The sequence below is a fragment of the Aquimarina sp. Aq78 genome, from assembly GCF_900299525.1.
Classification (GTDB): domain Bacteria; phylum Bacteroidota; class Bacteroidia; order Flavobacteriales; family Flavobacteriaceae; genus Aquimarina.
The window spans coordinates 208,901-222,688 of sequence record NZ_OMKA01000029.1 but is presented as its reverse complement, the minus strand read 5'-3'; the positions used below and the strand labels follow the sequence as shown (position 1 = coordinate 222,688).

At 31.9% G+C, this 13,788-nt stretch carries 14 protein-coding genes; 8 read left to right on the top strand and 6 right to left on the bottom strand.

What is annotated here, in order from left to right; all coding sequences use genetic code 11:
• Nucleotides 1-7 precede the first annotated feature (7 nt).
• Nucleotides 8-1,204, top strand: a complete 1,197-nt coding sequence (locus DG435_RS20495) for a hypothetical protein (RefSeq protein ID WP_106794932.1) — start codon at nucleotides 8-10, stop codon at nucleotides 1,202-1,204.
• Between the two features lie 13 nt (nucleotides 1,205-1,217).
• Here the strand turns inward: DG435_RS20495 and DG435_RS20490 are convergent, their stop codons facing one another.
• Together DG435_RS20490 and pepE are read right to left on the bottom strand one after the other, a co-directional pair.
• Nucleotides 1,218-2,132 carry a glutaminase gene (locus DG435_RS20490; RefSeq protein ID WP_106794931.1) on the bottom strand — a complete coding sequence of 305 codons (915 nt, stop codon included), beginning with the start codon at nucleotides 2,130-2,132 and terminating at the stop codon, nucleotides 1,218-1,220.
• Between the two features lie 10 nt (nucleotides 2,133-2,142).
• Nucleotides 2,143-2,850 carry a dipeptidase PepE gene (gene pepE / locus DG435_RS20485; protein ID WP_106794930.1) on the bottom strand — a complete coding sequence of 236 codons (708 nt, stop codon included), beginning with the start codon at nucleotides 2,848-2,850 and terminating at the stop codon, nucleotides 2,143-2,145.
• Nucleotides 2,851-2,953: 103 nt separating this feature from the next.
• On the opposite strand from pepE, the gene DG435_RS20480 reads away from it, so the two are divergent.
• The 7 genes from DG435_RS20480 to DG435_RS20450 all read left to right on the top strand — a co-directional run bounded on the left by DG435_RS20480 (nucleotide 2,954) and on the right by DG435_RS20450 (nucleotide 10,737).
• Complete coding sequence (locus DG435_RS20480; RefSeq protein ID WP_106794929.1) at nucleotides 2,954-3,742, top strand: carboxypeptidase-like regulatory domain-containing protein; 789 nt, start codon at nucleotides 2,954-2,956, stop codon at nucleotides 3,740-3,742.
• 108 nt (nucleotides 3,743-3,850) lie between these two features.
• A complete protein-coding gene (locus tag DG435_RS20475; RefSeq protein ID WP_106794928.1) occupies nucleotides 3,851-4,606 on the top strand; it encodes a hypothetical protein in 756 nt (251 codons plus the stop codon).
• Between the two features lie 178 nt (nucleotides 4,607-4,784).
• Entirely contained in the window at nucleotides 4,785-5,480 is a 696-nt protein-coding gene (locus DG435_RS20470; RefSeq protein ID WP_106794927.1) for a hypothetical protein, read from the top strand.
• Between the two features lie 140 nt (nucleotides 5,481-5,620).
• A complete protein-coding gene (locus DG435_RS20465; RefSeq protein ID WP_106794061.1) occupies nucleotides 5,621-6,130 on the top strand; it encodes a DUF6702 family protein in 510 nt (169 codons plus the stop codon).
• A 64-nt stretch (nucleotides 6,131-6,194) separates the two neighbouring features.
• Nucleotides 6,195-8,504, top strand: coding sequence for a M1 family metallopeptidase (locus DG435_RS20460; RefSeq protein ID WP_106794062.1), 2,310 nt, complete (start codon nucleotides 6,195-6,197; stop codon nucleotides 8,502-8,504).
• Nucleotides 8,505-8,594: 90 nt separating this feature from the next.
• Nucleotides 8,595-8,888, top strand: a complete 294-nt coding sequence (locus tag DG435_RS20455; protein WP_024768994.1) for a twin-arginine translocase TatA/TatE family subunit — start codon at nucleotides 8,595-8,597, stop codon at nucleotides 8,886-8,888.
• A gap of 346 nt (nucleotides 8,889-9,234) precedes the next feature.
• The gene (locus DG435_RS20450; RefSeq protein ID WP_234387152.1) at nucleotides 9,235-10,737 is read left to right on the top strand and encodes a S8/S53 family peptidase; all 1,503 of its coding nucleotides are present in this window, start codon (nucleotides 9,235-9,237) and stop codon (nucleotides 10,735-10,737) included.
• 63 nt (nucleotides 10,738-10,800) lie between these two features.
• Here the strand turns inward: DG435_RS20450 and DG435_RS20445 are convergent, their stop codons facing one another.
• The 4 genes from DG435_RS20445 to DG435_RS20430 form a co-directional block, all read right to left on the bottom strand.
• Nucleotides 10,801-11,442, bottom strand: coding sequence for an O-methyltransferase (locus tag DG435_RS20445; RefSeq protein WP_106794064.1), 642 nt, complete (start codon nucleotides 11,440-11,442; stop codon nucleotides 10,801-10,803).
• Between the two features lie 167 nt (nucleotides 11,443-11,609).
• The gene (locus DG435_RS20440) at nucleotides 11,610-11,816 is read right to left on the bottom strand and encodes a hypothetical protein (protein ID WP_074408341.1); all 207 of its coding nucleotides are present in this window, start codon (nucleotides 11,814-11,816) and stop codon (nucleotides 11,610-11,612) included.
• 193 nt (nucleotides 11,817-12,009) lie between these two features.
• Nucleotides 12,010-13,092 (bottom strand): amidohydrolase family protein, encoded by a 1,083-nt coding sequence (locus DG435_RS20435; RefSeq protein ID WP_199852720.1) that lies wholly within the window; start codon nucleotides 13,090-13,092, stop codon nucleotides 12,010-12,012.
• A 45-nt stretch (nucleotides 13,093-13,137) separates the two neighbouring features.
• Nucleotides 13,138-13,668: a 3-hydroxyanthranilate 3,4-dioxygenase gene (locus tag DG435_RS20430; RefSeq protein ID WP_106794066.1), complete on the bottom strand. Its 531-nt coding sequence runs from the start codon at nucleotides 13,666-13,668 to the stop codon at nucleotides 13,138-13,140.
• Between the last annotated feature and the right edge of the window lie 120 nt (nucleotides 13,669-13,788).

Here is a 13,788-nt window from a genome sequence, read left to right as displayed (position 1 = left end):
AAAAAGAATGAGTACAATTAATGAATTTACGAAATATAAAAATTTTGATGTTATCTTAATTTTTATATTATTTCTAACACTTTTTATGGCCATTGCAAATTATCTCAATACAGATATTCCAAATCATATTCAATCGATAGTAAGGATTAATTCTGGTGAAGCTTCGTATTCACCACATTTTTTGTTTTTTTTTGTTGTTAATGTGCTCTCCTTTTTTTCTAGTAATGTTTCTCTAATGCTCTTTGTTGCAGCTGTGATACTGTCGTTAGCAACAGTAGGGAAATATATAGTTTCTAAAGAAATAATTTTTAAATTGACTTTAGATTTAAAGCATGAATATAAAGAAGTTGTAGTGAAAATGATATCCTTTGCACTTTTGTTTTGTTTTGCTATTCCTGACATCTATAATTTCTTTTTTTTAGAAAAAATGTATTTAGGAAGAACTCCATCGGTCGTTTGGCATAACTCTACGATTATTGCTGTATTTCCTTTCGCAATATTACTTTTTTGGAGACAGCTTAGATTATTCGACAGTAGAGATGCATCTTTTTTTAATAAAGACATTTTGATTGTAGCCTTATTAGTTGTTCTTAATATTTTAATAAAACCATCATTTATTTTTGTGTTTATCCCGGTTACTGTTTTTTTGGTTCTTATGGATTTTAAAATACATGAATACAAAAAATATGCAATTAAATTGTTTCCGGTTTTTATTGGCGTAGTTTTTTTGTTAGCTCAATATGTTAGTATTTATCATTATCAAATCGGATCTTTTCAAGTAGAAAAAAGCTCTATAACAATTGGCTCACCTTTTGAACTTCTAAGGCATTATGTACCTGGTTGGTATGTTCCGATAGCTTTTTTGTTTTCTTTCGCATTTCCTATAGCTACTATTACATACTATAAAGAAATTCTAAAGTTCAAACCATTTATGTTTGCTTTTTATTTAACACTTATTGGGATACTAATAAGTGCCTTTTTTATAGAAACTGGACCAAGAAGATATCATGGTAATCTTGTCTGGCAAAATGTAATTTGCGCCTACTTATTGATGTTAACTACCGTAGCTTTTTTGATTCCTAAATTATGGGGTAAGGATAGACTCTCAAGAAAAAATGTTTTTTTATGGAGCCTTTTTATACTGCATTTTTTATCTGGTGTTTTGTATTTATTTAAAATTTACTTTACAGGATCTTATTATTAAGATATCTATATTCTTAAAAAATAGATAACCCAGTCAAAGTTGTTAATCGTTCTAAAGCAAGCATCCCAAGTTCTGAGTTTCCTTTGGGATTCAATGGAGGACTCCATACTGCTACGGCATATTGACCTGGGTGCACTGCTACAATTCCTCCTCCAACACCACTTTTTCCGGGTAAACCTACTCTATAACTAAACTCACCGGCTTCATCATAAAAACCGCAAGTCTGCATTATCGCATTAATACGTTTCACCTTTCTGGATGATAGTATTTGCTCATTGTCGAATAATCGTTTTCCGCTGTTGGCGTATATCATAAATGCAGTAGATAGTTCTTTACAAGACATTTCTATAGAACATTGGAAGATATAGAAATCAAGAACGGTTTCAATATCATTTTTAATATTGCCAAAAGATTTCATTAGATTTAATACCGCTGCATTACGGTAACTATACGTTTTTTCAGATTGAAAAACTTTTGGGTTGATATCAATATCGGTATTGCCCGTAATTTTATGTATAAAATTGAGAAAATCTTTTTTTGGATTCTTTAATAACGATATTAAAACGTCACATATCACAAGAGCGCCTGCATTAATGAATGGATTCCTGGGAACCCCATTTTCATATTCTAATTGTACTAAAGAATTAAACGGATCTCCAGAAGGCTCTACATCCACACGTTTAAATAGTTCGTCATCTAATAATGACATTGCCATAGTTAAAGCAAATACTTTTGATATACTTTGAATAGAAAATCGTTCATTATTGTCTCCAAAGTTATAATGACCAGAATTAATGCAATGTAGATGCATCCCAAATTTATCAGGTTTAATTTTTGCTAATTCAGGAATGTACGAAGCTACTTTTCCTGTATAAGATATAGACGAGAACTCAGATTTTATTTCGTTAAGTATTTGTTGGTAATCCACAGTATGATTATTAGTTTAATCCTGATAATGAGCTGCCTGTTTCTATTTCGTAAGGCTCTTTACCTTTTTCAAAAATTCTAGCACTTAAATTTCCTTCCAGAGTTATTTTGTTGTTATAGACTTTTAGCCAGCTTCCTTCTCGTATGCCTACTACGGGTTGTGAGTTTAAATTATGAAACTCTTTGATTCGAGTTTCTCGGGTTTCTCCTTTATGTGTCGAATTAGGATCAGGATCAAGATAATGTGGATTAATATTAAATGGTACAATACCCAGTGTTGCAAAGTTTGGAGGGTAAACAATAGGCATATCATTTGTCGTTTTCATATTAAGACCACAAATATTACTTCCTGCACTTGTTCCCAAATAAGGTACTCCAGAAAGAACAGCTTCTTTTAATGATTCTATAACTCTATTTCGATATAATTGATCTACCAATAGAAATGTATTTCCGCCTCCGGTATAGATACCCTTAGCATTTTTTATAGCTTCTTTAGGATCAGAAAACATATGTATGCTAACTATTCTCTTATTTATTTTTTTAAAAATATTATTGATTCCTATAGTATATTCATCGTGAGAAATTCCTCCCGGACGAGCATATGGTATAAAAAGAATTTCCTCAATACCTGAGTATAAGTCTAGTAAGGTGTCTTGTAAATATGCTAAAGCTTCACTTCCATGAAGTGTAGATGTACTTGCAATTATACAGTTTGTCATTCGATTTTTTTTATAAAAGTAGTTTAACGTTTTCTTATCTAGAAATCTTCTGTGAAAATAAAAAAATGTAGTATCTTAAAAAATAAAATTAACCTCGTTTGTTATGAAGATAAAATTATCTGTTCTTTTTGTTTGTTTTATAATTAGTACCTCTATTGCCCAAATTACTTCAAGAGTTATGATTCATGGAAAAATTAGTGCGCCCATTGGAGATGATGTAGAAGGTGTAGTCGTCTATAATCGCAGTACCAATAAAGGTACAATTACAACCAAAGATGGAAAATTTAAAATAGGCGCTGGAATTAATGATCGGATAGAAGTTGTAGCTATGCAATATCAGAATTTTGTAATACTGGTAGATAAAGGAATTGTAGATACTAAAAGATTAAATGTTTTTCTTAACGAGTCTGTAAACCAACTAGAAGAAGTTGTAGTAACCCCTTATGACTTAGTAGGAAATGTATCTGTAGATGTAAAAAAAATAGGATTTAGTCAAAGTGGAATAGGAGATGTAGCAGAAGAGACGTCTTCGAGAATTAATGATACCGATTATGATTTTAGACCAGATGAGTTATCCCCATTAGAAAATAAAGTGTTCTTGGAAGATAGAATGATTAATGGGTTAAATTTTGTTAACCTTTTTAAGCTAGTTTATAATACTAAGAAAACCTCTAAAAAGAAAAAATACTCTTCAGATATTGATGTTAAGGTTAGAGATTTATATAATGATGAGTTTTTTAAAGATTATCTGGCAGTAGAAATAGATCAAATCAATGATTTTATCTTTTTTGCTGAAGAAAATGGCTTAAATACAAAATACTTTGAATCAGGAAAGGAACTTGATCTTTTACAGTTTTTAGCATATCAAAGTAAGCTTTATCGTAAGAAATAAAGTAGGTCAAGAAGGAGCTTTTGTAATTTTATCATAGTTATATCGTCTTTGGTAGAGAAGATCTTTATTTAGTGGTATTATGTAAAGATCATTTCTGATGATATTTATATGACAAGATTACTACTATTTCTACCTCTAATTATTTCATTACAAACTTTTGGTCAATCTGAAAAACTTCAAGGAAAAATTGTTGCTGATTCCCTACAAGGGTACGCCATTAATATTGTAAATTTTACTAAAGAAATTGGTGCAACAAATGATGAGCAGGGTTTTTTTGAAATACCTGCAAGTCCAGGGGATTCGATTGTTTTTTCTTCTGTTCAATATCAAATACGATCAATTGTAGTTAAGCAAGATCAGCTTGAAGACAAAAAGATTACAATTGTATTATACCCAATAGTGCAACAATTAGAACAAGTGAAGATAAGTACTATAGAGCTTTCGGGTAACCTCGATAAAGATGTAGGTGTTGTAGAATTACAACCTTTTGTAGATAATAGAACATTAGGCCTTCCATTTAGTGATAGGCCACAGCCAACAAAAGCCGAAAGAAGAATCTATACAGCAAGAAGTGGGATAATTGATAGACCGATTAATTATCTGAGCGGAAAATTAAAAAAACTAAAGAGAATCAAAGCATTAGAAGATCTTGATGCAGTGGTGCAAAGAGGAGAAACAACTTTTAATACGACCTTCTTTGTAGATGAGCTAAAATTACCAGAAGATTTAATAACCGATTTCATGTATTACTGTGCCAAAGATGAATATTTTGTTGATCTTTTGGAAAACTCTAAAAGATTAACATTAGTAGAGTTTTTTCAGAAAAAGGTAAAACCTTATAAAGAACACAAAGAGCTTGATTAGTTACTTTTTATTATGACCTGAAGCTTGATTTCTAAAAACTATAAAAACGATATCTGTGCAACATGATTGGATATAGTTTGTCTTTAATAATGAATTTTAACAACCATAAGTGCAGAAAAAATACTTAACTATTATTTTATTTCATTTCTTCTTTCTTTCGGTTTTCTGCCAAAGAAAAATGATAAAGGGGGTAATAGAAAATGATAGTTCAGAAGGAATTCATATCATCAATAAAACAGCCAATCTATTTACTATTACAAACAAAGAAGGAGTTTTCTTTATAGAAGGAACTATTGGAGATGTATTTGTTATTTCATCTGTTCAATATGATCTAAAGGTTATTGTAGTAAATAAAAACATGTATGACAATAAAGAATTTAGTTTTACGCTAAAAGAAAACCTTAATGAATTAGATGAAGTAATTGTAGGAGTACAATTGTCAGGTAATTTGAATACCGATATTAAGGATATAAAGACCGAAGAATTGTTTAGCCCTGAGGATGTTGGAATACCTGTTTATGACGGAATTCAGATGGAGGAAATTATACCAATGCATAAAACTATTATGTTTTATGGTATAGGATTTCGACTAGATATTGAAGCAACTTATAAAAATCTATCTGGATATTATAAAACCTTAAAAACAACAAGAAAATTAGATAAAGAAAATAATAGTTTAGAGGTTATTCAGGATTTTTATGGAGAACAATTTTTATCCTCGGTATACAAACTTCCCAAAGAGAAGATATATGATTTTTTATTATTCTGTATTCAGACGAGTGCTATTCAATATGAATTTAGTAAAGAAAATCACAATGTTGTATTAAGAATATTCTCGGATAAACGAAAAGAATTTGTGGTGAACAAACAATGAATATATTTCTGGGGTAACTAAATTTTACCAATATGAGAACGGATTTTAACTCTTTATTTCTAATGATTCGAAGTTTGGCATAATTTTTTAATGCATAACATTAAAATTAATTACATTTAACGCTTTACAAATTTTAGATGATGAATAAAATCTTACTGCTCTTTCTTTTTGTGATGTCTGTTCCGCTAAGTTCTTTTAAAACAGCACATAAATTTTATGTAAGTGTAACACAGGTGGATTACAATGAAAAACAACAGTCATTGCAGATTGTCTCCAGAGTTTTTGTTGATGATATAGAAGAACTTCTAAAAGTACGATACGATGAATCTACCAATTTGGATAAAGATGAAGAAAGCTCTGGAGTAGATAAAAATTTAACGATATATCTTAATCAGAAACTACAATTTGTAGTGAATGGAGAAGAGGTTTCTTTTACATTTTTGGGAAAAGAATATGAGGATGATCTTATCATTTGCTATCTGGAAATAGAAAATATTACTTCTTTACATACTATAGAAATCACAAATCAAGTTTTGATGGATCTTTTTGAAGAACAACAGAATATTGTTCATGTTAAAAAAGGAAATCAACGCAAAAGTCTTATACTTGAAAAAGAAAAAGGCTTAGGGGTGTTAAAGTTTAGTGAATAAATCAGTAAACTTTTAAAAAACAATTACTTTGCGAAATCATAACACTAAAATCAAAACCATTACGATGAAAAAGATACTTTTAGTCCTTTCGGTGACTTTTTTGATATCAGGTATTTCATATGCTCAAAATCAAGAAGAGGCTAAAAATGTTCGTGAATTAGGACATACTAATCAGAACAAATTCAAACAAATGTACGACGAGTTTGCAACTCCGAATATGTACAGAACAGGTTCTGGAGCCCCGGGTCCGGCATATTATCAGCAACAAGCTGATTATAAAATGGATATTGAACTTGATGATAAAAACAAAAAACTTTCTGGAAAAGAAACCATTACATATACTAATAATTCACCTGATAATTTAGAATTTCTTTGGGTGCAATTAGACCAGAATATGAGGGCTAAGGACTCTAAGACTCCTTTAATTCAGGCAAATGGAGTTGATCCAGCAACCACACCTGGTGGTTTTTTAACAAAATATCTTGCAGAACCTTTTGATGGCGGATTTAATATTACAGCCGTAAAAGATAGTAATGGAAACCCACTTAAATATACAATCAATAGAACCATGATGCGTATAGAGATGCCTAAAGATTTGGCATCTGGTGAGAAATTTGTATTCTCAATTGATTGGTGGTATAATATTAATGATCATGTAAATGGTAGAGGTAGATCTGGATATGAAGAATTCGAAGATGGAAACAGAGCATATGTTATCGCTCAGTTTTATCCTCGTATGGCAGTTTATAATGATGTTGAAGGATGGCAAAACCACCAGTTTTGGGGTAGAGGAGAGTTTGCATTACCATTTGGTAACTTCGATGTAAATATTACCGTTCCTGCAGACCATATTTTAGATGGAACCGGAGTATTGGTAAATAGAAAAGAAGTATTTACAAAAGATATGATGAGCCGCTATGAAGCAGCAAAGAAATCATACAATAAGCCAGTAGTTATTGTAACTCAAAAAGAAGCTATAGCAAAAGAAAAAACATTTTCTGAAAATAAGAAAACATGGAAACTAAAAGCCGAAAATGTACGTGATTTTGGGTTTGCTACTTCCAGGAGGTTTATTTGGGATATGATGGCAGTTAAAATAGGAGGAAGAGATATAATGGCAGTATCGATGTACCCTAAAGAAGGAAATCCTCTTTGGGAAGATTGGTCTACAAAAGTAGTTGCCAGTACATTGAAATCTTATAGCCGAATGACTTTTGATTATCCTTATCATAAGGCAATCTCTGTACATGCAAAAAATCAAGGTATGGAATACCCTATGATTTGCTGGAATTACGGAAGACCAAAACCTGATGGTAGCTATAGCGATCGTGTAAAATATGGAATGATGAGTGTAATTATTCACGAAGTAGGCCATAACTTTTTCCCGATGATTGTTAATAGTGATGAACGCCAATGGACTTGGATGGATGAAGGTCTTAATACTTTTGTACAATATGTTGCCGAACAAGATTTTGGAGAATGGTACCCAAAAGCATTAGGAAAAGACAAAAAATATCCATCTCGTCGTGGACCAGCAAAAAAGATTGTGCCTTACATGAGTGGAAATCAAAATTTCCTATCTCCAATTATGTCTCAATCTAATAATATTCACCAATTTGGCCCTAATGCTTACTCAAAACCAGCAACAGGCCTAAATATTCTAAGAGAAACCGTAATGGGGAGAGATCTTTTTGATTATTCATTTAGAACGTATTCTCAGCGATGGATGTTTAAACACCCAACACCAGAAGACTTTTTTAGAACTATGGAAGATGCCTCTGCTGTCGATTTAGATTGGTTTTGGAGAGGATGGTTCTATACTACAGATTATACCGATATTGGGGTGAAAGAAGTGAAGAAATATGTAGTTTCTAAAGAACCAAATGAAAAGGTAAAAGAATATGCCGCATCCGTAGGTGCCAAAGTAGAAGATCTAGGGCCACTTGTATATATGGTTAAAGAAGGAAGTGAAGAATATGAAACGATTAAAAAGAATGGAAATATTATTAGTGATGCTAAAACATTAAAAGCATATCTAATGGATAATTTTTCTATTAAAGAACGCGAAAAACTTAAGCAGCCTAAATTTTTCTATGAGATTACCTTTGAGAAACCAGGTGGACTTGTAATGCCATTGATTGTAGAATATACATATGAAGATGGAACAAAAGAAACAATAACATATCCTGCAGAAATTTGGAGAAAAAATGATGTTGAGGTAAAAAGAGCTGTAGCTTCTGAGAAAGCAATTTCTAAGATAGTGGTTGACCCTAAACAAGAGACGGCAGATATTGACACCTCTAATAATAGCTGGCCTCAAAGAAAGAAGCTAGGGAAATTTGAGCAATTTAAAAGTAAAGTAAAAGGGCAGTAATCCCGTTCTTTTACAAAAGATAAATAAAAGCCGTCTCGAAATCTTTTCGGGATGGCTTTTTTACACAATATTGATTATATTTGCAGTGTTATGACAACCTTACCTTTATTTATTAGCGGAACCGAGATTGCCTTTATTGTTTTTATATTGGTAATGGTTTTTGGTGCAGATAAGATTCCTGAGATTGCACGGGGATTGGGTAAAGGAATGCGTATAGTTAAAGACGCTACCAATGATATCAAAACCGAAATTACCAAAAGTGCAGAAAAGCATGGTATTGATACCGATATTCCTACTTCAATTACGTCTGATATAAAAAAAGAAATCGACCAGGTAAAAGATGATATTGATAAAGTTACTGGTCCAATAAAACGCAAATTCTAAATTGCGATATCATTTCATAAACTTGTTTTTTTGTTTATTTCTCCTTGTAAATTCTGATTAATATTCAAAAAAATGAATATTTTTTTGAAACATTTTCATTTTTAATAACAAACGATTAAACTCCCCGTGAACACTGACTTTTTACAAGGCTTTAGTAACTTTTTTTAGTCTTATGCAAGCATAATATTGATCTTTTTTCTGATTATATGATAATTTAATTGCTAAATATTTAAATATAATTTAATACATTAGCTGTGAAATCATTAAAATGATAATTATTTGTAATTTTTGCAAAATTGTCATTTATCAACTTTTTACACACAAACTCTTAAAACTTATTCTAAAAATGAAAAAGATTACTCTTCTAGCTTTAGGACTAATTCTTGCATTTTCTTGCTCTAAAGAAAACCCTAATGAAATTGTAGAACCAAATTCAGAAATTTCTGAATCTCAAAAATTACTTTCTGTACCAGAAGTTAATTCGTACATCGAAGGCGAATTAAAACAAAATGGCGATGTAAACTGGATGAAAGCACCCTCGGCTGTACTATGGAGTGCTGTAGTGCATGGCGGAGAAGTTTTAAGTGTTGGTTTTGGAGAAAAAGATGAAAGCTTCTCTATTCAAAGATCACCAAGATTAAATGAAGCTAGGGAAAATGTATATAATATTATACAGTCTAAAGAAGGAGCGAGTAAGTCTAGCTCTGTAATATCAGCTGATGAAATACTTAATGTAACCGATGTGAAAGTTACTAGTTTAGAGACCATAAAAGCATTACAAAAGGCAGATCAAATTCGTTACTTAGACCCAATTGGTTATGGCTTTTATTTACAAGAAGACATTTCTAATCAGCAAAAATCTTCAAAAGGATGTAGCCAAAGTGCGGAGTCTATCAATAGTGAAGATTATCGAGTAATTTCACCTAACGCAAGATTACCTTGGAATTTTGATATTCATAAAGTACCACAGGCTTGGAATTATAGTACTGGAGCTGGTATAGCGGTTGGATTGATTGATACAGGGATTTCTGCAAGTCAGAATTTACTTGGTGGTGGATTTAATGATGGAGCTTCTAATGGAAGGTTTGTACAGCGATTTGGTACTTTTATCGATTCTCCATGGTGGTGGTCTAATAATCTGGATGGCCCTAATGATAAATGTGGGCATGGTACTTCAATGGCATCAGCAATAGCATCACCACGTAATGATGATTTTATGCCGGTAGGAGTAGCATATAATTGTAATTTGGTTGCCTATAGAGGGACAGAAGATGTGGTGTTAAATGATTATCATGAACGAAAAGGAGTTAGTAATGCTTTAAAAGCATTAGGAAATAGAGGAGATGTTAAGATTATTTCTATGTCTGTTGGATATCCCTGGTCTATTGGTAATGTAAAAGATGCTGTAAAATATGCCTACGGAAAAGGAAAAATGATAATTGCTGCTGGAGGGACTTCGACTACGTTTACAAATTGGTATGGTGTTATTTTTCCAGCAAGCATGTCAGAGGCTGTTGCTGTTACAGGAATAAAAGATAATGGATATAATCGCTGTAATACTTGTCATGATGGAAGTAAAATTGATTTTACTATTGTAATGCAAAGAGCAGGAGATTCTAATAGAAATGTACCTGTTATAGGATTTAATACAGGAACACAAACTTATGTAGGAGGATCTTCTGTAGCGACAGCTACCACAGCAGGAATTGCTGCTTTAGTATGGGCACGTAATCCTAATATGACTAGAGCTCAAGTACTTGATAAGTTAAAAAGAGCAGGTGAATTTTATCCTAATCGTAATAGTAAATTTGGATATGGTAATATTGATGCCTTAAAAGCAGTTCAATAGCATAAATAAATTTTAAATAAAACAAAGTGGAAATAAATAATTTCCACTTTGTTTTATTTAAAATTATAACACTCTGCTAATCGTTAACCCATCTCTAATGGGTAATAATACAGTTTCTATTCGTTTATCTTCAATTAAAAGGGTATTGTACTTTAAAAGCGCTTTTGTCGAAATATCTTCATCATCAACTTTTTCGATTACTTTACCATTCCACAATACATTGTCAGATAAAATTACACCTCCAGAATTCATTTTATTAATAATCAACTCAAAATAAGTAGGATAATTAGGTTTATCAGCATCTATAAATACCAGATCAAATTTCATATCCAGATTTGGGATGATTTCAGTAGCATCACCAATATGTTGATGAATTTGTTTTCCATGATCAGAAAGGTCAAAATATTTTCTTTGAAAATCTTCTAACTCCTCATTAATGTCAATGGTGTGTAATTCTCCATCTTTTTGAATTCCTTCAGCCAGACATATAGCAGAATACCCTGTGTATGTTCCTATTTCTAATATGTTTTTTGGGGAAATAAGTTTGGATAACATACTCAGAACACGTCCTTGATATGGACCACTAAGCATTCTGGGCTGTAATATTTTTTGATACGTTTCACGATTTAGTTGTTGTAGTAATTTGGGTTCTTTTTGAGTATGGTTTACTACATATTCATCAAGAGCTTCGGGTATGAAATGCATAAGTTTTGCTTTTTTGCAAATCTAGAAAATTAAGATGAGATCTCTTGTTAAATTGAAAAAGCTAGTATTTATTTGATTACTTAAATACTAGTTATACACGAAAGGCAAAACAATTTGTATGTTTTAACAAATTGTTTTGCCTTATATATATGGTATTACTAATTAGTTTAGAAGCAAACGCAACGACCACCACTTAACATACCTCCACTACAGTGAGGGTCCGATCCGCATTGTCCTGGTCCATCACCACAACATTCGATATCACCGCGACCTCCACAATCTGATGCTGGTTTTGGTTTACCTCCATGAATAGTTTTTTGAGTTTCTTTTGCTAATTGTTTTGCTCCTGCTAATTTTAAAAGTTCTTTTTTCATGTGAAAAGGTTTTAAGATTTTTTCCTTGAGCTATATTATAGACATTCAAGGCTTATGTCTTTACTACATGAAAATAACGGTATTTTTCTAAAATTAGTATATTATAACGTGTGTAACAGTCAGATTTACAGTGTTTAATGTTTGTTTGTGTTTTGTTGTTACAAAATACAAATGATGTATTTTTAAAATAACTTTACTTCAAAATTTTATCAATTAAATCTTGTTTTGCTTTTTCATTATCACCAAATAACCAACGTAGAACATTATCTTCCCAGATGTCGTCATATTCTTCTGTAGTTATAATATCACGATCCAGTGCTAAATCCAGAATTTTCCCGGGATAGGATGATTGAGGTGCACTTTCCATTTCTCCCAATGGGTAAGGATCATCTAACCCCATAATTACTTGATTACTGCCTTGTCGGTCTACAGTTAGTTTTAATGAATCTGTATCATGTACTAGAGTGTCAAAATAGATGTTAGGATGTCCTACAGCTTTTCGAGGATGTTGTTTTCCTTCAAACAAGTCTGGTCTTCCGTCAAATCCTTGAATACGTCTTCCTAGATTCATTTGTGCTAATTGTCCACCATGTGCGAAGCAAGTTCTTATATTGGGATAGCGACTTTGCATTCCATTAAGAGTATAAAAATGATAAGCGTCACCACATTGTGCAAGCATCCATACCAAATGAAAACGCCAGGAAACATTTTCTAATTTAATCATTTTATCACCATCATAGGGATGAACTTCGATAGCCAATTTATACTTGTCTGCTAGCTCAAAAATTGGATCATTTTCTTCATCAAAAATACATCGCCACTGTCCGATAGAATCCATAAAGTGGGTTGGTAGACATAGTACATGCATTCCTAATTCTTCTACACAACGCTCCATTTCCCATAGTGCTCCGTTAATGAACCCCGGATGTATTACAAAACCACAGGAGAACTTATCTGGATGATCCCTTTGTACGTGAGCATTAAAATCATTTTGAAACCTTAACGCATGCTTCATTTCCTCTAGACGTAAACCGTTACCATATAATTGAGAAAGGTTTAATACTACTGCATGATCAATTTTATTTTGCTCCATCCACTCTAATTTTTCATTTAAGAAAAAACTAGAATGAGTAACTGGGCGCTTCCATCCTTTTTGTAACATGTACTTACGTTCGTCATCTACCCAAAAGATCTCTTTGTCTTTCATGAACTGAGGAATCTCTTCTGGATATGGTAGTAAATGTGAATGACCGTTTATGCGAAGTTTTCTTTTCATTATAGATGTTATTCCTGTTATTTATACAGGGATCTTTTTAATCGATTATTGTTTTTTCTTTTTTGGAGCATCCATTACACTTCCGCAATTAGAACAAGTGCATTTTGTTTTATCACTATAATATGTATCAAAAATTATAGGCATATCAGTTTCGATATTATCCAATGCGAATTTTTCTCTATATAGTTGTGTGTTGCAATTTTCACAATACCACTCCAGAGCATCCATCATTTTTTCTTCTCGAGGATATTCAATTACCAAACCTACTGTGTTTGCTCCTCGTTGTGGAGAATGCGGAACTTTGGGAGGTAATAGATAAATATCACCTTCTTTGATATGAACATCTTTAGGTTCACCATTATCCATTATTTTTAACACCATGTCTCCTTCTACCTGATAGAAAAACTCTGGTGTTTCATTATAATGATAATCTTTTCTATTATTTGGCCCTCCAACAACCATTACAATAAAATCTCCATCTTTCCATACACATTTATTACCAACAGGAGGTTTTAGTAAATGGCGATGTTCGTCTATCCAGGCTTTAAAATTTAACGGTGAAACTAGATTGCTCATATGCTTGTTTTAATTTATATGTGTTGTTTTACTCAATAGGGTTAATACTATCATTGCAATCCACACTATTGATTAGTATTTTGTATTAAATTTAATTATTTTGATCGGTATTTAGTAATA

Coding starts and splice junctions, on each gene's coding strand:
- DG435_RS20495 (WP_106794932.1), top strand. CDS start 8: ATGAGTACAATTAATGAATTTACGAAATATAAAAATTTTGATGTTATC.
- pepE (WP_106794930.1), bottom strand. CDS start 2,850: ATGACAAACTGTATAATTGCAAGTACATCTACACTTCATGGAAGTGAA.
- DG435_RS20480 (WP_106794929.1), top strand. CDS start 2,954: ATGAAGATAAAATTATCTGTTCTTTTTGTTTGTTTTATAATTAGTACC.
- DG435_RS20475 (WP_106794928.1), top strand. CDS start 3,851: ATGACAAGATTACTACTATTTCTACCTCTAATTATTTCATTACAAACT.
- DG435_RS20470 (WP_106794927.1), top strand. CDS start 4,785: ATGATAAAGGGGGTAATAGAAAATGATAGTTCAGAAGGAATTCATATC.
- DG435_RS20465 (WP_106794061.1), top strand. CDS start 5,621: ATGAATAAAATCTTACTGCTCTTTCTTTTTGTGATGTCTGTTCCGCTA.
- DG435_RS20460 (WP_106794062.1), top strand. CDS start 6,195: ATGAAAAAGATACTTTTAGTCCTTTCGGTGACTTTTTTGATATCAGGT.
- DG435_RS20455 (WP_024768994.1), top strand. CDS start 8,595: ATGACAACCTTACCTTTATTTATTAGCGGAACCGAGATTGCCTTTATT.
- DG435_RS20450 (WP_234387152.1), top strand. CDS start 9,235: ATGAAAAAGATTACTCTTCTAGCTTTAGGACTAATTCTTGCATTTTCT.
- DG435_RS20445 (WP_106794064.1), bottom strand. CDS start 11,442: ATGCATTTCATACCCGAAGCTCTTGATGAATATGTAGTAAACCATACT.
- DG435_RS20440 (WP_074408341.1), bottom strand. CDS start 11,816: ATGAAAAAAGAACTTTTAAAATTAGCAGGAGCAAAACAATTAGCAAAA.
- DG435_RS20435 (WP_199852720.1), bottom strand. CDS start 13,092: ATGAAAAGAAAACTTCGCATAAACGGTCATTCACATTTACTACCATAT.
- DG435_RS20430 (WP_106794066.1), bottom strand. CDS start 13,668: ATGAGCAATCTAGTTTCACCGTTAAATTTTAAAGCCTGGATAGACGAA.